This is a genomic window from Streptomyces sp. NPDC005925, from assembly GCF_040638805.1.
GTDB lineage: Bacteria > Actinomycetota > Actinomycetes > Streptomycetales > Streptomycetaceae > Streptomyces.
On sequence record NZ_JBEXVL010000042.1, the window covers coordinates 20,108 to 36,863 of the forward strand.

14 protein-coding genes are annotated in these 16,756 nt (G+C 73.6%); 6 read left to right on the top strand and 8 right to left on the bottom strand.

Going from position 1 to position 16,756, the window contains the following annotated elements; genetic code table 11:
- Positions 1–201: 201 nt before the first annotated feature.
- The 3 genes from ABZ354_RS27580 to mshD all read right to left on the bottom strand — a co-directional run bounded on the left by ABZ354_RS27580 (position 202) and on the right by mshD (position 5,114).
- Positions 202–1,329: a CHAD domain-containing protein gene (locus ABZ354_RS27580; RefSeq protein ID WP_358661274.1), complete on the bottom strand. Its 1,128-nt coding sequence runs from the start codon at positions 1,327–1,329 to the stop codon at positions 202–204.
- A 169-nt stretch (positions 1,330–1,498) separates the two neighbouring features.
- Positions 1,499–3,730: an RNA degradosome polyphosphate kinase gene (locus ABZ354_RS27585; RefSeq protein ID WP_358661249.1), complete on the bottom strand. Its 2,232-nt coding sequence runs from the start codon at positions 3,728–3,730 to the stop codon at positions 1,499–1,501.
- Positions 3,731–4,178: 448 nt separating this feature from the next.
- On the bottom strand, positions 4,179–5,114 hold the full coding sequence (gene mshD / locus ABZ354_RS27590) for a mycothiol synthase (RefSeq protein WP_358661251.1): 936 nt from the start codon (positions 5,112–5,114) through the stop codon (positions 4,179–4,181).
- A gap of 165 nt (positions 5,115–5,279) precedes the next feature.
- Here mshD and ABZ354_RS27595 point away from each other — a divergent pair, with 165 nt between their 5' ends.
- The 3 genes from ABZ354_RS27595 to ABZ354_RS27605 all read left to right on the top strand — a co-directional run bounded on the left by ABZ354_RS27595 (position 5,280) and on the right by ABZ354_RS27605 (position 8,314).
- Positions 5,280–7,130, top strand: coding sequence for a bifunctional metallophosphatase/5'-nucleotidase (locus ABZ354_RS27595; RefSeq protein WP_358661253.1), 1,851 nt, complete (start codon positions 5,280–5,282; stop codon positions 7,128–7,130).
- A 261-nt stretch (positions 7,131–7,391) separates the two neighbouring features.
- A complete protein-coding gene (locus ABZ354_RS27600; protein ID WP_358661255.1) occupies positions 7,392–7,946 on the top strand; it encodes a hypothetical protein in 555 nt (184 codons plus the stop codon).
- Complete coding sequence (locus ABZ354_RS27605) at positions 7,943–8,314, top strand: peptidase inhibitor family I36 protein (RefSeq protein ID WP_358661257.1); 372 nt, start codon at positions 7,943–7,945, stop codon at positions 8,312–8,314. Before ABZ354_RS27600 ends, ABZ354_RS27605 begins: the two co-directional genes overlap by 4 nt.
- A gap of 78 nt (positions 8,315–8,392) precedes the next feature.
- On the opposite strand, the gene ABZ354_RS27610 is transcribed toward ABZ354_RS27605, so the two are convergent.
- The 5 genes from ABZ354_RS27610 to ABZ354_RS27630 all read right to left on the bottom strand — a co-directional run bounded on the left by ABZ354_RS27610 (position 8,393) and on the right by ABZ354_RS27630 (position 14,136).
- Entirely contained in the window at positions 8,393–9,937 is a 1,545-nt protein-coding gene (locus ABZ354_RS27610; RefSeq protein WP_358661259.1) for a HAMP domain-containing sensor histidine kinase, read from the bottom strand.
- Positions 9,934–10,680 (bottom strand): response regulator transcription factor, encoded by a 747-nt coding sequence (locus ABZ354_RS27615; RefSeq protein WP_358661261.1) that lies wholly within the window; start codon positions 10,678–10,680, stop codon positions 9,934–9,936. The genes ABZ354_RS27610 and ABZ354_RS27615 overlap by 4 nt, the downstream gene beginning before the upstream one ends.
- 241 nt (positions 10,681–10,921) lie before the next feature.
- Positions 10,922–11,971 (bottom strand): trypsin-like peptidase domain-containing protein, encoded by a 1,050-nt coding sequence (locus ABZ354_RS27620; protein ID WP_358661263.1) that lies wholly within the window; start codon positions 11,969–11,971, stop codon positions 10,922–10,924.
- 256 nt (positions 11,972–12,227) lie between these two features.
- Positions 12,228–13,250 (bottom strand): LacI family DNA-binding transcriptional regulator, encoded by a 1,023-nt coding sequence (locus tag ABZ354_RS27625; RefSeq protein WP_358661265.1) that lies wholly within the window; start codon positions 13,248–13,250, stop codon positions 12,228–12,230.
- Positions 13,251–13,356: 106 nt separating this feature from the next.
- Positions 13,357–14,136 carry a response regulator transcription factor gene (locus ABZ354_RS27630; protein WP_358661267.1) on the bottom strand — a complete coding sequence of 260 codons (780 nt, stop codon included), beginning with the start codon at positions 14,134–14,136 and terminating at the stop codon, positions 13,357–13,359.
- A gap of 179 nt (positions 14,137–14,315) precedes the next feature.
- On the opposite strand from ABZ354_RS27630, the gene ABZ354_RS27635 reads away from it, so the two are divergent.
- From ABZ354_RS27635 to ABZ354_RS27645, 3 genes are all read left to right on the top strand, one after another.
- The gene (locus ABZ354_RS27635) at positions 14,316–15,197 is read left to right on the top strand and encodes an alpha/beta fold hydrolase (protein WP_358661269.1); all 882 of its coding nucleotides are present in this window, start codon (positions 14,316–14,318) and stop codon (positions 15,195–15,197) included.
- A gap of 97 nt (positions 15,198–15,294) precedes the next feature.
- Positions 15,295–15,549, top strand: a complete 255-nt coding sequence (locus ABZ354_RS27640) for a MoaD/ThiS family protein (RefSeq protein WP_358661270.1) — start codon at positions 15,295–15,297, stop codon at positions 15,547–15,549.
- Between the two features lie 7 nt (positions 15,550–15,556).
- Positions 15,557–16,660 carry a hypothetical protein gene (locus ABZ354_RS27645; RefSeq protein ID WP_358661272.1) on the top strand — a complete coding sequence of 368 codons (1,104 nt, stop codon included), beginning with the start codon at positions 15,557–15,559 and terminating at the stop codon, positions 16,658–16,660.
- Positions 16,661–16,756: the final 96 nt, after the last annotated feature.

The following is a 16,756-nucleotide window of genomic DNA, read 5'->3' on the forward strand; positions in this document are numbered from 1 at the left end:
TTCCTTCCGAAAGCCGCCGTCCTGAATCCGGCGGCGTGCGAAGTGTGCGAAGTCTGTTCGGCGCGGGCGCGGGACCGGGGATGTTCCGGCACGGCTCGCACCGCGTAACGCCGAAATTAGGCAGAACAGGTGAAGGCGCCGATGGGCGTGAATGAACGCGGGGTGAACCCCTGCGGACGGTGCGGTGAGGTGACGGAACGCCTACCGCGCGGACACGGACTGCTCTCTCCGCCAGCAGCGCTGGAACGCGTACCGGGCCGCCTCCACCTCGTGCCGCTGGTCGGCGTGGAGCACGCCGAGCGCGTACGCGGTCGCCGGGGTGATCCGGGGGGTCCGGGCCGCGTGGGCCGCGGCTGCCGCCGCCTCCGAGGCGTCGCGGTGCAGATCGAGGGCCCGGCCGGCGGCCGCCAGCCGTATGCCGGGTGCCTCCGGCAGGTCCGCGGGGGCGCTCCCGTCGTATGCGTCGTGCGTGTCGTACGCGCCGTGCTCACCGGGCCCGCCGTGCTCGCCGTACTCACCGGGCCCGCCGGGCGTTCCGTCCGCGCCGTGCAGCACCTCGCGTGCGTAGCGGTGCAGGCGCAGCAGCAGGCGGACCTGGTGCCAGGGGGCGTCCTGCGGGTGCGGGGCCGGGTCGGGTGACAGGCCGTGGACCAGCGCCTCCGAGTTGTACGGGCTGCCCGCGGTGGTCAGCGGCAGCGCCTCGACCGCAGCGGCGAGCCGCTCCTCGGCCGCTTCCGCCGACGCCCGCAGAGCCGCGCTCGCGACCGCCCCGGCGAGGGGGACTTCGCCGGCCAGGACGGCGACCCTGTCGGCGACCGCGTGGAAGCGGCTGCTGCCGAGGGCCTGGAGGGCGGTGGAGTGGGCGCGGCTCCGGGCCAGGGTCAGCCGCCGTTCGAGGAGGGCGCCGGCCTTCGCGGCGCCGACCGTGAGGCTGCCGCGTTCCGGGCCGGCCGCCGGGTGGGGATGCGGGCCGCCGGATCCCGCCGCGCCGCCCTGCCGCGGGAGCACGTCCGTTCCCGACAGGCGGTGCAGGGCGTGGAGCAGCCGTTCCAGCCGGGAGGCGTACGTGTGCTCCAGGGCCAGCGTGCCCGACACCCAGGCCAGTTCCGGGCGCATCGACTCCACCCAGCCGGCGTCGAGGTGCGCCTGGAAGGTGTGCAGGCTGCCGCTGATCCGGCGGGCCGCCCGGCGCAGCGCGCGGGCCGCGTCGGCGGACCCCTCCGAGCCGTTCGCCGGGCCCGGGCCCCCCGCCTCCCGGTGCAGCCGCAGCGCACGGAGGAACTCCGTGGCCCGGCTCCGCAGGTAGGAGGCCAAGGCGTCCCCGGCCAAGGCGTCCACGGCCGGTGCGTCCCCGGCCGCTGCGTCCCGGGTCACCGGCGGGGCGGAGGGGCCGGGTCGGGTTTCGCCCCCCGGGTGCCCCGCCCCCGGCGTCGTCTGCGCGGGCCGGACCGGCGTCTGCACGGACCGGACGGGCGTCCGCGTGGTCCGGTCCGCGGGGTCAAGGTGTCGCTTTGCCACGCCGGCGCCTCCGGGCGTCTATGAGCGTCTCCTGGATGTTGCGCAGCGGCACGCCGTCCGCGTCCGTCGCGTGCCGGGTCCACTCGCCGTCCGGGCCGAGGTGCCAGGACGCGGTGGCGTCGGACATCCCGCTCTCCAGCAGCCGGTTGAGGGCCGCCCGGTGCGCGGGGTCGGTCACCCGGACCAGTGCCTCGATACGGCGGTCGAGGTTGCGGTGCATCATGTCGGCGCTGCCCAGCCACACCTCGGGCTCGCCCCCGTTGCCGAAGGCGAAGAGACGGGAGTGCTCCAGGAACCGGCCGAGCACGGACCGCACCCGGATGTTCTCCGACAGCCCCTCGACGCCCGGCCGCAGCGCGCAGATGCCGCGCACCCACACGTCCACCGGCACGCCCGCCTGCGAGGCGCGGTACAGGGCGTCCACGACGGCCTCGTCGACCATCGAGTTGACCTTGACGCGGACGTAGGCGGGACGCCCGGCGAGGTGGTGCTGGGCCTCCTTGCCGATCCGCGAGACCAGTCCGTCGCGCAGCGACTTCGGGGCGACCAGCAGCCGGCGGTAGGTCTCCCGGCGCGAGTAGCCCGACAGCCGGTTGAACAGGTCGGACAGGTCCGCGCCCACCTGCGGGTCGGCGGTGAGCAGCCCGAGGTCCTCGTACAGGCGGGCCGTCTTCGGGTGGTAGTTGCCGGTGCCGACGTGGCTGTAGCGGCGCAGCATGTCGCCCTCCTGGCGGACCACCAGGGACAGCTTGCAGTGCGTCTTCAGGCCGACCAGGCCGTACACGACGTGGCAGCCGGACTCCTCCAGTTTGCGCGCCCACTTGATGTTGGCGTGCTCGTCGAAGCGGGCCTTGATCTCGACCAGGACGAGGACCTGCTTGCCGGACTCGGCGGCGTCGATCAGCGCGTCCACTATCGGCGAGTCGCCCGAAGTCCGGTACAGGGTCTGCTTGATCGCGAGGACGTCCGGGTCGGCGGCGGCCTGCTCGAGGAAGGCCTGCACGGACGTGGAGAACGAGTCGTAGGGGTGGTGCAGCAGCACGTCACGGCTGCGCAGCGCGGCGAAGATGTCGGGCGCGGACGCCGACTCGACCTCGGCGAGATCGCGGTGGGTGCCGGCGATGAACCTCTGGTACTTCAGCTCCGGCCGGTCCAGGCTGTGGATGCGGAACAGACCGGTGAGGTCGAGCGGACCCGGCAGCGGGTACACCTCGGCCTCGCTGATCTTCAGCTCCCGCACCAGCAGGTCCAGCACCTCCCGGTCGATGGACTCCTCGACCTCCAGACGCACCGGCGGCCCGAAGCGGCGCCGCATGAGCTCCTTCTCCAGGGCCTGGAGGAGGTTCTCCGCGTCGTCCTCCTCGACCTCCAGGTCCTCGTTGCGGGTGAGGCGGAACGCGTGGTGCTCCAGCACCTCCATGCCGGGGAACAGCTCCTCCAGGTGGGCCGCGATGACGTCCTCGATGGGGACGTACCGGCCGGGGGAGGCCTCCAGGAAGCGGGACAGCAGCGGCGGCACCTTCACCCGCGCGAAGTGCCGGTGCCCGGTGACGGGGTTGCGAACCACGACCGCGAGGTTCAGCGACAGGCCGGAGATGTAGGGGAAGGGGTGCGCCGGGTCCACGGCCAGCGGCGTCAGCACCGGGAAGATCTGATGCCGGAACAACGTGAAGAGGCGGGCCTGCTCCTTCTCCGCCAGCTCGTTCCAGCGCACCAGGTGGATGCTCTCCTCGGCGAGGGCCGGGGCGACGTCCTCGTGGAAGCACGCGGCGTGCCGTGCCATCAGCTCCCGGGAGCGGCCCCAGATCATCTCCAGCACCTCGCGCGGCTGGAGACCGGAGGCGGAGCGGGTGGCCACGCCGGTGGCGATACGGCGCTTCAGCCCGGCCACCCGGACCATGAAGAACTCGTCCAGGTTGCTGGCGAAGATCGCGAGGAAGTTGGCGCGCTCCAGCAGGGGCGTGTTCGGGTCCTCGGCGAGTTCGAGCACGCGCTCGTTGAACGCGAGCCAGCTGCGCTCCCGGTCCAGGAACCGGTCCGCAGGCAGCGGAGCACCGTCCGAGGGCGCCTCCTCGTATCCGTCGAGGTCCGCGTCGATGTCGGGTTCCAGGTCGGAGACGGTGGCCGCCACGGTGTGCGGGCGGTGCGCGGCTATGGAGCCCACCGAGGGCTGCGCGTGCTGGACGTTTGCCTGAGGGGTCCGCTGGCTCATGAACCCATTGTTCCGCGCACGGGGCGGCAGCGGCGCGCCGGAACGCGGGGGAGTCGGCGCGGTGGCGGTCCGGGGGGTCCCGTTGCGTACGTTCCCCTCGGGAGGCGGCGCGGGCTCTGGCACGGCGGGCGTCATTCGCCGAGCCTCGCAAGCCCGTCTGAACCGGCGGTTACGGCGACATGACGTGCCGGACATCGGGGGGCGGCCCGCGGGAGCCGGCGGCGGGGAAGGGCGCCCGGCGGGGTCCGCGGCCCGGCGGCGGGCAGCGCCGCGGCGGTTCTCACGCCTCCGTGCGGTACGTCCCGGTTCTCACGCCTCCGTGCGGTACGTCCGGGCGGTCACGTCTCCGTGCGGTACGTCCCGGATCTCATCTCTCCGTGCGGTGCGTCCGGCGGTCACGTCTCCGCGAGTACGTACCGGCGGCCGGGCCTCCGTCCGGTACGGGGGCTCACGTCTCCGTCCGGTACATCAGGTCCGTCTCGTACGTCGTGAAGCCCAGCCGCTCGTACACGGACACGGCCGCCTTGTTGTCGGCGTCGACGTACAGCATCGCCGTGGGCAGGCCCTGCCGTGCCAGGTGCCGCAGGCCGATCGCGGTGAGGGCCCTGCCGAGACCGGTGCCCTGGGCCGCCGGGGAGACGCCGAGGACGTAGACCTCGCCGAGCCGCTCCGCCGCGTGCGTCTTCGTCCAGTGGAAGCCGACCAGTTCGCCGTCCCGCTCGGCCAGGAAGAACCCGGCGGGGTCGAACCACGGCTCGGCCTTGCGGTCGTCCAGGTCGCGCTGGGTGAGGGCGCCCTGCTCCGGGTGGTGGGCGAAGGCGGTGGCGTTCAGCGCGAGCCAGGCGGCGTCGTCCTCGCCGGGAACGAAGGCCCGCACGGTGACGCCCGCGGGCAGCACCGGCTCGGCGGCGTCGAAGCCGGCCAGGGGACGGCGCATCTGCCGCAGTTCGCGGAACAGGGTGAGCCCCAGGACCTGCGCGAGATGCCGGGCCGCGGAGTGCCCGCCGTGCGCCCAGACTCGCAGCCGCTTGCCGGAGGCGGCCAGCAGCGCCGAGCCGAGCGCCCGGCCGTGGCCCCGGCCGCGGTGCGAGGGGTGGACGACGAGTTCGGCGGCCGGCGGCTCCACCGGGTCGGTGTCCTCCAGCTGCGCGTACCCGACGAGCTCGCCGCCGGACAGGGCCAGCAGGTGGGCGACGCCGGCGCGCTTGCCGCCGCGCAGCTGGAGCCGCCCCTGCTCGGACACCGCCTGCTGGCCGTCGTGCCGGGCGGCCTCGGCGAGCAGACCGAGGACGGCGTCGGTCGCCTCGGGGGAGAGCGAGGCGGAGGTCTCGATGGAGCGGGCGCTGCCGAACGGTACGGACTGTGCGGTGTCGTCGCTGGTCATAGGTACGAGAGTAAGCCGAGGTCCTTCGCGCGGGGGGCAGGCGGGCGGTCCGGAGAGGTGGCGAAGAAGCAACCAGGATGTAACCACGAACACCCTGTCGCGCTACGCGCGTTGACTTTAGGCTGCGCCGACGGGCCTTTTTCAGCCAGATCCACAGGGGGGCGTATGCCAACCACATCCCAGACGTCCGGGGCGCACCCGGGCCGCCGACGCCGTACGTACCGACTGGTCGCGGCGGCGGCCGCGGTCGCCACCGCCGCCGCGCTGGCCGCAGCGCTGCCCGGCTCGGCGAGCGCGAGCGCGAGCGCGACCACGAAGGCGGGCTCGGGCGGCCACGGGGTGGCGGCACACCACAAGCCCGGCCGGTACCAGGACGTCCAGCTGCTGTCCTTCAACGACCTGCACGGCAACCTGGAGCCGCCGGCCGGTTCCTCGGGCCGGGTCACCGAGCAGCAGGCGGACGGCACGGCGAAGACGATCGACGCGGGCGGCGTGGAATACCTCGCCACGCACCTGCGCGAAGCCCGCGAGGGCAACCCGTACTCGATCACCGCGGCCGGCGGCGACATGGTCGGCGCGTCCCCGCTGCTCTCGGGCCTGTTCCACGACGAGCCCACCATCGAGGCGCTGAACGGCCTCGGTCTGGACGTCACGTCCGTCGGCAACCACGAGTTCGACGAGGGCGCGCGCGAGCTGTCCCGCCTGCAGAACGGCGGCTGCCACCCCACCGAGGGCTGCTACGGCGACGAGGAGTTCACCGGCGCCGACTTCCCGTACCTCGCGGCGAACGTCCTGGACGAGAAGACCGGCAGGCCGATCCTCAAGCCGTACTGGGTGTGGAAGAAGAAGGGCGTCAAGGTCGGCTTCATCGGCGTGACGCTCGAGGGCACCCCGGACATCGTGTCCGCGGACGGCGTCAAGGGCCTCTCCTTCAAGGACGAGGTCGAGACGATCAACACGTACACGCGCGTGCTCCAGGCGCAGGGCGTGAAGTCGATCGTGGCGCTCCTCCACGAGGGCGGCTTCCCGGCCGGCACCTCGTACAACTACGACTGCGACTCCCCGGGCGCCGGCGACGGCATCTCCGGCCCGATCGTCGACATCGCGAAGAACGTCTCGCCGCAGGTCGACGCGCTGGTCACCGGCCACACGCACAACGCGTACGTCTGCACGATCGACGACCCGGCGGGCAACCCGCGCACGGTCACCTCGGCCGCGTCCTTCGGCCGCCTCTACACCGACACGACGCTGACGTACGACCGTCGCACGGGTGACATCGCCCGCACGGCCGTGAAGTCGGCGAACCACGTGGTCACCCGGGACGTCCCCAGGGCGCCCGACATGACCGGCCTCATCGGCAGGTGGAACACCCTCGCGGCCCCGATCGGCAACCGCGCCATCGGCTACATCGCCGGCGACATCGGCAGCACCGGCACCGAGTCCCCGCTCGGCGACCTCATCGCGGACGCGCAGCTCGCCCACGGCAAGGAGCTGGACGCGGAGACCGACCTGGCGCTGATGAACCCGGGCGGCATCCGCGCGCCCCTCACGTACGCGGCGAAAGCCGATGAGGGCGACGGTGTGGTGACGTACGCGGAAGGCTTCACCGTGCAGCCGTTCGCGAACACCGTGAACCTCCAGGACTTCACGGGCGCGCAGCTCATCCAGATCCTGAAGGAGCAGGTCAGCGGCGCGAACGCGGCGTCCCCGAAGATCCTCCAGATCTCCTCGGGCCTCACGTACACGCTGGACATGACGAAGACCGGCGCGGACCGTGTCGTCACCGACTCCGTCAAGCTGGGCGGCGCGGCCCTCGACCCGTCGGCCACCTACCGCGTCGCCACGAACAGCTTCCTCGCGGGCGGCGGCGACGGCTTCCCGACGCTGGGCCAGGGCACGAACGACCTCGTCGGCGAGGACGACCTCGCCGCGCTGGAGACGTATCTGCTGGCGAACTCCTCGGCGTCGGACCCGATCGCCCCGCCGAAGGCGGACCGCATCACGATCGTGAAGTGACCGGATGCGCGTGCAGCGGTACCGGACGCCCTTGAAGCAGTAGGGGCGTTCGCGTCGAGGAAGGCGGTGGGGGCCCTCGGGCCTCCACCGCCTTCCTCGTTCCCCGCCCCCTTCCGGCACGGCCCGCCCTCTCCCGGTCGTCAACAACGGCCCACCCGGCCGCGCGGCCCCCGCCGTGCCCCGCCACGCCTGCGTAGCTCCCCGGGGTGAACGGCCGCCCCGCGCCGTGCCCGCGCCCCGGCCCGCGCCGTTGGTCGGATCATGCGCACGCTCCTCCCGATGCCGGCCGCCACCCCCGAGGACCGCCGCCGGGAGCCGATCCCCTCCCACCGCACCGTCGCCGTGGCGGCGGCGCTGCTCACCGCCCTGGCCCTGGGCGTGCTGCCCGCCTGCGTCCCCCGCAAGGCCACTCCGCTCAGCGCGACGGACACCGTCAAAGCGGCCCAGCTCCTCCTGACCGACCGCTGCCTGACCCGCCAGGGCCTCACCCCGCCGCGCCCGGGGCAGAAGCCGCCGGGCCGGCAGGAGCAACGCCGCGTCAGTGACGCCCTGTTCGGCGCGGGCCGCGCGGAACTCTCCCTCACGCTGCCCAGCGGCCACGAGGTCCGCCAGCACACCGACGGCTGCCTGGCCAGGGCCCAGCAGCGTCTCTACGGGGACCAGGCGCGCTGGTTCCACGCCTCGACCACCGTCAACAACCTCAAGTCCCGGGCGCCGGTGGGGGAGCGGACCGCCTACCGGGAACTGCGGGCGCACGCCCTGCGCACAGCCCGTTCCGTCCTGCGGTCCGCACAAGAGAAAGGCACATCCCGATGAAGAAGACCGTCCTCCTGGCCGCCGCGCTGCTCCTCGCCGCGGGCACCCCCTTCGCCTCCGCCTCCACGGCATCGGCCGCGGACTGTCCGAGCGGCGAATTCTGCGCGTGGGAGAACGCCGATTTCCAGGGCCAGCGCGCCAACTGGTCCGGTGACGACGGCTGGTGGGAGGGCTACATCGCGGACGAGGACTCCTCCTGGGCGAACCACGGCATCGAGGGGCCGGGCATCAAGAGCTACGTCCGGGTGTACGCGGACGCGTGGCAGGGAGGCCACATGACCATCTGTCTCGCTCCCGGCCAGGAGGTCAACTGGAACGGCGCCGCCAACGACCAGGGTGACTCCCACACCTGGGCGACGGGCTGCTGAACCCTCACCTCCGGGGCGGCGACAACGGCACGGCGAACGACGTCCGCCGTGCCGTTCGCCGTGCGACGCCGGCCGCACCTACGGCAGCTCCGGCGGCGGCACCGGCGCCCCCGGCAGCCGGATCGTCACCACCGTCCCACCGCCCCCACCGGCCCCGCCGCCCCCACCGGCCCCGTCGCCTTCACCGGCCCCGCCGCCTGCGCCGTCCCCGTCAGTCCCGCTGACCTCGCCGATCCGGCCGTCACCCCCATCGCCACCGTCGCCCTCCGCGGGAGACAGCCGCACCTCTCCGCCCGCCTGCTGCACCGTCCGGGCCACGATCGACAGGCCGAGGCCCGAGCCGGGGAGGGCCCGGGCGCTGGGGGAGCGCCAGAAGCGGTCGAAGACGTGGGGGAGTTCGTCGGCCGGGATGCCGGGGCCGTGGTCGCGGACCGTCAGTGTGCCGTCCGTGAGCCGCACCTCGACCGACCCGCCCCCGGGGCTGAACTTCACCGCGTTGTCGAGGACGTTGACCACCGCCCGTTCCAGCGCCGACGGCTCCGCGCGGACGTACCACGGGTCGATGTCCGCCGTGATCGTGAGGTCCTGGCCGCGCAGCCGGGCCCGGCGCAGGGCGTGTTCGACCGTGTCGTGGAAGGCCAGCACCTGGGCCCGGCCGCCGTGCGCGCCCGTGTCGGGACGGGACAGTTCCTGGAGGTCCCCGATCAGCGACGCCAGCTCCGTCATCTGCGCCTTCACGGACGCGAGCAGTGCCTTGCGGTCGGCCTCGGGGAGCGGCCGGCCCGTCTCCTCGCTCCGCCCGAGCAGCTCGATGTTGGTACGGAGCGAGGTGAGCGGCGTACGCAGCTCGTGACCCGCGTCCGCGATGAGCTGCTGCTGGAGGTCGCGGGAGGAGGCGAGCGAGGCGGTCATGGAGTTGAAGGAGCGGGACAGCCGGGCCACCTCGTCGTCGCTGTCGTCCGCGACGGGGATACGGATGCCGAGGTCCTCGGTGCGGGCCACCTCCTCCACGGCCTCGGTCAGCTCGTCCACCGGCCGCAGCCCGGCCCGCGCGACGGCGAGCCCGGCCGCCCCGGCGCCGACGACGCCGATGCCGGACACCAGGAGGAGCAGCAGGGCCAGCTCGTCCAGGGTGTTCTCGGTGTCCTCCAGCGGCAGCGCGATCAGCAGGGCGACACCGTCGGCCAGCGGAACCGTCAGGGTGCGTACGGCGTTGCCGTCGGTGTCCCTGCCGTCGCGGAACCGCAGCGGGTCCCCGGGGTTCTCCGCGACGTCCACGTCTGCGGACGTCACCTTCACCGCGCCGGCGGAGCCCTCGAAGAGGCAGTAGTTGCCGTCGGCCTCGACGAGCTGCAGGTAGGGCTGGTTGCGCGGGCCGGGCGGCCGGGTGCCGTCGGGCACCTGGGTGCAGTGGTCCAGCGTGGACTGCACCTGCGTGATGGTCATGCGGACGTTGCCGTAGCGCAGGTTGTCGTCGATCTCGGCGTACAGCTTGCCCCGCACGACGAACCAGCACGTCACCGAGACCGCCGCCACCGCGAACGCCACCGCCGCCGAGACCAGCAGCGACAGCCTGGCACGGATGGGCAGCGCCCGGAACCGGCGCACCGGACCGCCGCTCACTCGGTCCCGCCCTGCCGCAGTACGTAGCCCACGCCCCGCACCGTGTGCACCAGGCGCGGCTCGCCGCCCGCCTCCGTCTTGCGCCGCAGGTACATCACGTACACGTCCAGCGAGTTCGACGACGGCTCGAAGTCGAAGCCCCACACGGCCTTCAGGATCTGCTCGCGTGTGAGGACCTGGCGCGGGTGTGCCATGAACATCTCCAGCAGCGTGAACTCAGTGCGCGTCAGCTCCACGGCCCGCCCGCCCCGCGTGACCTCCCGGGTGGCCAGGTTCATGCGCAGGTCGGTGAAGGCGAGCGCCTCGTCGTCCTCGGCGGCACCCGCCACGGCCGCGGCGTACGAACTGCGCCGCAGCAGCGCGCGGATACGGGCGAACAGCTCGTCCAGCTCGAACGGCTTCACCAGGTAGTCGTCGGCGCCCGCGTCCAGGCCGGTCACGCGGTCGCCGACCGTGTCGCGGGCGGTCAGCATCAGGATGGGCGTCGTGTCGCCCGCGCCGCGGATCCGGCGGGCGGCCGTCAGACCGTCCATGCGGGGCATCTGGATGTCGAGGACGACCAGGTCGGGCCGGTACGCGTCCGCCTTCTCCAGCGCGTCGGCGCCGTCCACGGCGACCTCGGTGTCGTACCCCTCGAAGGCGAGGCTGCGCCGGAGTGCTTCGCGTACCGCCGGCTCGTCGTCGACGATCAGGATGCGCTGGGGGCCACGGTCACGGTCACGGTCGCCTTCGGCGGTGGTCATGGGCTCGGGTTCCTCGGGTGCGATGGGGCGCGGGCAGGACGCGGTACGCGGGACGGGGTCAGCGGAAACGGTGGTGGCGCAGGACGCGGAACGCCTTCAGCGTCGCACGTTTCCCTCGAGCGGCAGCGGCACAGCGACGGTGGCAGCGGCACAGTGGCAGCGACGGTCGCAGCGGCAGCGGCAGCGGCAGCGGCAGCGGTGGTGGCGAGCGTGGTGCGGCCAAGGTCCGCCGACGTGAGACTCAGCCGTCGTGCCCGCCCGCGCGCAGCTTCGCCAGGTCCGCCTTGAGCGTGTTGACGGGGATGGCGAAGCCGAGGCCGACGCTGCCCGCCTGCGACGAGGAGCTCTGTGCCGCGGAGGAGTACATCGCCGAGTTGATCCCGACGACGTTGCCGTTCATGTCGATGAGGGCGCCGCCGGAGTTGCCGGGGTTGAGTGAGGCGTCCGTCTGGATCGCCTTGTACGTCGTCGTGGACGACCCGGTGTCGCCGTTGAACTCCCGGCCGCCGAACTCGAACGGCCAGTCACCGCCACCGTCGCCCTGCCCCTGCTGCCGCCCCTCACCGGTGGAGACGGTGACGTCCCGGTCGAGGGCGGAGACGATGCCGCTGGTCACGGTGCCGGTCAGGCCTTCGGGCGAGCCGATCGCCACGACCTGGTCGCCGACCCGTACCCCGTCCGAGTCGCCCAGCGTCGCCGTCTTCAGCCCGGACGCGTCCTTCAGCCTGATCAGCGCCAGGTCCTTCGAGCTGTCGGTGCCGACGACCTCGGCCTCGTACCGCTTGCCGTCGCCGGCCGTCACCCTGACCGAGGAGGCGCCGGAGACGACGTGGTTGTTGGTGACGATCTCGCCGTCACCCGTGAGGACCACGCCGGAACCGGTGGAGGACCCGGCGCCCGAGTCGGCCTTGATCTCCACGATGCTCGGGCCGGCCGCCGCCGCGACCCCGGCGACCGTGCCCCGGTCCGCCGACGGCACCACATCGGTGCTGGTCGAGCTCGACGCGACCGTCCCGGAGCCGCTCAGCTCCTGGATGCCGTACGCCGTCCCACCGCCGACGGCCGCCGCGACGACGGCCACGGCGGCGAGCAGCGCGAACGGTCCACGGGCCCGCTCCCTGCGCCGCGTCGGCGGCGTGGGTACAGCGGGCGGCCCCGGCGGCGGAGGAGGCCACTCGGGACGGACGGGAACGCCGGGGAAGCCCGGGGAACCGGGAGAGCCGGAGGAGGAACCGGCGGGGCGGCCGTCCGACTGCCGCCAGGGACGGGCGTGCTGCTGCTCGTTCGTCATGCTCACGAGCCTGCCGACCGTTGATGAGAGGCCCCTGAGTCCCACCTGAGAAGCCCGGCAGAACCTACCGGGACCGGGACCGTGACCGGGACCGTGACCGGGACCGTGACGGTGACCGGGATCCGGATCGGGATCCGAGCCCGCACCGCGACCCCAACCCGAGCCCGCACCGGGACCCCGTCACCCGCACCCGGCCCCGAGCCCGCACCGGGACCCCGTCACCCGCACCCGGCCCCGAACCCGCCCCGGGACCCCGTCACCCGCACCCGCACGACCGGCGCACCACCAGCCGCGACGGGAACACCTTCAGCCGCTCGTGCCGTGACCCGGCGACCCGCAGCCCGTCGTCCAGGACGAGGTCCACGGCCGCCCGGGCCATCGCGGAGCGGTCGGAGGCGACCGTGGTCAGCGGCGGGTCGGTCAGCGCGGCTTCCTTGATGTCGTCGAAGCCGGCCACCGCCAGCTCGCCGGGCACGTCGATGCGCAGTTCGCGGGCCGCGCGCAGCAGACCGATGGCCTGGTCGTCGGTGGAGCAGAAGATGGCCGGCGGGCGCTGCGGACCGGCGAGGATCTCCAGGCCGATCTTGTAGGCGTCGTAGCGGTTGTACGGCGCCTCGAACAGCCGGCCCTTCGTCGAAGCGCCTGCCTCGGCCATCGCGCGCCGCCAGCCCTCGACGTGGTCGGAGACCGGGTCGCCGACGGCCGGGGTCTCGGCGGTGCCGCCGACACAGGCGACGTAGTCGTAGCCGTGCTCCAGCAGGTGGCGGACGGCGAGCTGGGCGCCGCCGAGGTCGTCGGTGGTGACGGCGACGTCGTCGATGGCCTCGGGCCGCTCGTGCAGCAGGACGACGCGGGCGTCCCAGGCGTCTATCTCGGCGGCGGCCTGGTCGTTGAGGGCGTGGCTGACGAGGATCAGGCCGGAGACCCGCATCCCGAGGAAGGCCCGCAGGTAGTGGACCTCGCGCTCGGCCACGTAGTCGGTGTTGCCGACGAGGACCATCTTTCCGCGCTCGGCGGCGGCCCACTCGACCGCGTGCGCCATCTCCCCGAAGAAGGGCTGGCGCGCGTCGGGAATGATCAGACCCAGAAGGTCCGTACGCCGTGAGGCCATCGCCTGGGCGACCCGGTCGGGCCGGTACCCCAGCTCCTTGATCGCGGCGAGGACACGCTCGCGCGTGGCCGGGGCGACCGGCCGGGGTCCGTTGTTGATGACATAGCTGACGACGGCGGTGGAGGTCCCCGCCAGCCGTGCCACATCATCCCGAGTCACCTTGGCCACGCGCGGAGTCTACGCGGATGGACCCGCCGCGGGCAGGGCGTCGGGGGCCCGCGATCAGCCGGGGCGGCACCCTGTGACATCCCGCGTCACGTCGTCCTCGTGGTTCCTACACGTCTGCCGGGGCCTCGGTGCTGACCGGAGAGGGAGCTTTGCCGGAGATCCCCGGTTTTGACCGCTCTGCCGCGGCCTTGGCCTCCTCGGCGGCCCGCTCCACCTTCTCGGGCGTAACGAATCGGTAACCCACGTTCCGGACGGTTCCGATCAGCGACTCGTGCTCGGGTCCGAGCTTGGCCCGCAGCCGTCGTACGTGCACGTCGACCGTTCGGGTGCCGCCGAAGTAGTCGTAGCCCCACACCTCCTGGAGCAGCTGGGCGCGCGTGAAGACGCGGCCGGGGTGCTGCGCGAGGTACTTCAGGAGCTCGAACTCCTTGAAGGTCAGGTCCAGCACCCGGCCCTTGAGCTTGGCGCTGTACGTCGCCTCGTCCACCGACAGGTCACCGTTGCGGATCTCCATCGGGGAGTCGTCGCCGACGATCTGCTGCCGGCCCATCGCGAGCCGCAGCCGCGCCTCGACCTCGGCGGGGCCCGCCGTGTCGAGGAGGACGTCGTCGATCCCCCAGTCGGCGGTGACGGCCGCGAGGCCGCCCTCGGTCACGACGAGGACCAGCGGGCAGCCCGGGCCGGTGGACCGCAGCAGCTGGCACAGGCCGCGGACGTGCGGGAGGTCGCGGCGGCCGTCGACGAGGATGACGTCGGCGCCGGGGGTGTCGACGAGGGCGGGCCCCTCCGCGGGGGCCACGCGCACGTGGTGCAGCAGCAGGCCGAGTGCGGGCAGCACCTCCGTCGACGGCTGGAGGGCGTTGGTCAGGAGCAGCAGAGAACTCATATGTCTGGTTCCTCCTCGGTCCCTGCGAGGACACTGGTTGGCACAGCACCGCTCTGCGATCCCGAAGGCCCCGTACACGTGCACCCCGCGGTCGCCCGGGTCGTATACAACGCTTCCGAAAGCACAAAAGGACCCGGGGGCTTCGCTGCCCGAGTCCTCTGCCCAGGACAATAGCCGACATGACCCTTTCTCCGGCAGGCCGTGTGGCCCGTTCCACGCCGCGTCCGCACTCCGGGACGGCCGGGCCGGCCCGCCGCCGCACGCTTCTGCGCACGTCGGACGGGGTGCCGATCGACGCCGTGTACGAATCGGGCGCCGCGGCACACGAAAGCGACGGCATCGCCCGGACGGGTCCCACCGGCCCCTCCGCGCGGCCCGCCTTCGTCGTCGCACACGGTTTCACCGGGGACGCGGACCGGCCGCACGTGCGGCGCGTCGCGGGGGTCCTCGCCTCGTACGGGGCCGTGGTGACGTTCTCCTTCCGGGGACACGGGGCGTCCGGCGGGCGCTCCACGGTCGGCGACCGGGAAGTGCGGGACCTCGCGGCGGCGGTGGCCTGGGCACGCGAGCTCGGACACCGGCGGGTGGCGACCGTGGGCTTCTCGATGGGCGGCTCGGTCGTGCTGCGGCAGGCCGCGCTGTACGACCGGGACAGCGGCCTGCGCCCGGACGCGGTCGTGTCGGTCAGCGCCCCCGCCCGCTGGTACTACCGGGGCACCGCGCCCATGCGGCGCCTGCACTGGCTGGTCACCCGGCCCGGCGGGCGCCTGGTGTCCCGCTACGGCCTGCGCACCCGCGTCCACCACCGCGGCTGGGACCCGGTGCCGCTGTCCCCGGTCGGGGCGGCGGCCCGGATCGCGCCGACGCCGCTGCTCGTGGTGCACGGCGAGCAGGACGCCTACTTCCCCGTCGACCACCCCCGCATGCTGGCCGCCGCGGCCGGTGACCACGGCGAACTCTGGCTGGAGCCCGCCATGGGGCACGCCGAACACGCCGCCACGGACGCGCTGCTGCGCCGCATCGGCGACTGGGCCGCCGCCCGGGCCGGCCGATCCGGCTAGCCTTTGGCTGTCCGTCACCGAGCACGACCGAGGAACGACCGGGGAAGCAGAGTGCCGAGGAACGCGAGAGCGATGACAGCGACGACCGGGGAACGCGATGGCTGAGGTCACGGTGCGTTACTGGGCCGCCGCGAAGGCCGCGGCCGGGCTGGCCGAGGAGCCGTACACCGCCGCCACGCTCGCCGAGGCGCTCGACGCGGTGCGCGAGCGGCACCCCGGCGAACTCACCCGCGTGCTGCGGCGTTGCTCGTTCCTCGTCGACGGTGACCCCGTGGGCACCCGCCCGCATGAGACGGTACGGCTGGTCGACGGCGGCACGGTCGAAGTGCTCCCGCCGTTCGCAGGAGGATGAGCGACCGATGACGAACCAGCCGTACGAGGGCCCGCACGGAGCCCACGACCCGTATCAGCAGCAGCCCTGGCCGGGCCACACCCCGCAGCGGGCTCCCCACGACCCGCGGGCTCCCCACGACCCGCACGCCGCCCAGCCGTACGCGCAGCAGTGGCAGGGCGCGCCGCAGGCCTCCACGGAGGAGACGGCGTACCCGCGGCAGCAGGCCTACGGCGTCCGCAGCCGGCCTCAGCCTCAGCCTCAGTACCAGGGCCGGGGCCCGTACGGGCAGGCGTACCAGCAGCCGCAGGCGGCCGGTGGCACGGCGGCCCCGGCCGCGACCGGCACCCGGACCGCGCCCGACGGGATCCCGGACGTCCCCCTCACCGCCGCCCAGCGGGCCCGGGCCGAGGGACGGTCGCCGGTCATCGACCCCGGTCTGCAGCCCGCGGCGCTCACGGCGCTGCTTGGCCTGCTGCTGTCCGGCGCCGCGGCGGTCGGCACGTACGCCCTGGTGGTTCCGCTGGTGCTGCTCCAGGCGGTGACGGCGGCGGGCTGGTTCCGGCTGAACGGCATGTGGCCGGCCCGCCAGGGCATCGCGCTGGGCTTCGCGGGCGGGCTGGCCGCGGATGCCGCTCTGCTCGCGTCGGACCGCTCCCCGGCGGCGATCCTCGGCACCCTGGGCGTGTGGGTGCTGCTGACGCTCGTACTCCAGCTGCGCTCGCACGCGGACCCGGACGAGCGGATGTACGGCCTGATGGCGACCGTCGCCTCCGCGGCGCTGGCCATCGTGGCAGGCGGCTGGCTCGCGGCCGACGCGGACGCGGTGTCGGTCGGCGCGGCCGGGGTGGCCGTGGCCGTCCTGGCGCGTGCGCTGCCGCTGCCGACCCCGGTGTCGGTGGTCGCGGCGCTGCTCGCGGCGGCCGGCGCGGGCATCGCGGTGGGCCGGCTGACGGGGCTGGACGAGCCGGGCGCGCTGATCGGCGCGGGCGCGGCGGTCTGCGCCCTGATCGGCCACCGCGTGGCGGCCTACGACTACCCGTCCCGCTTCGTCCACTTCACCGCGGGCGTGGCCCTCCCGCTCGCGGCGGCGGCCCCGGCGGTCTACGTCCTGGGACGCGCACTGGGCTAGATGTACTGACCCGTGAGGTTGGGGACGCGGCTGGCGGGTGGTTGGCCCTTCAGCGCGGTGTGTCCGCGGTGGTGATTGTAGGTGTGCAGCCAGCCG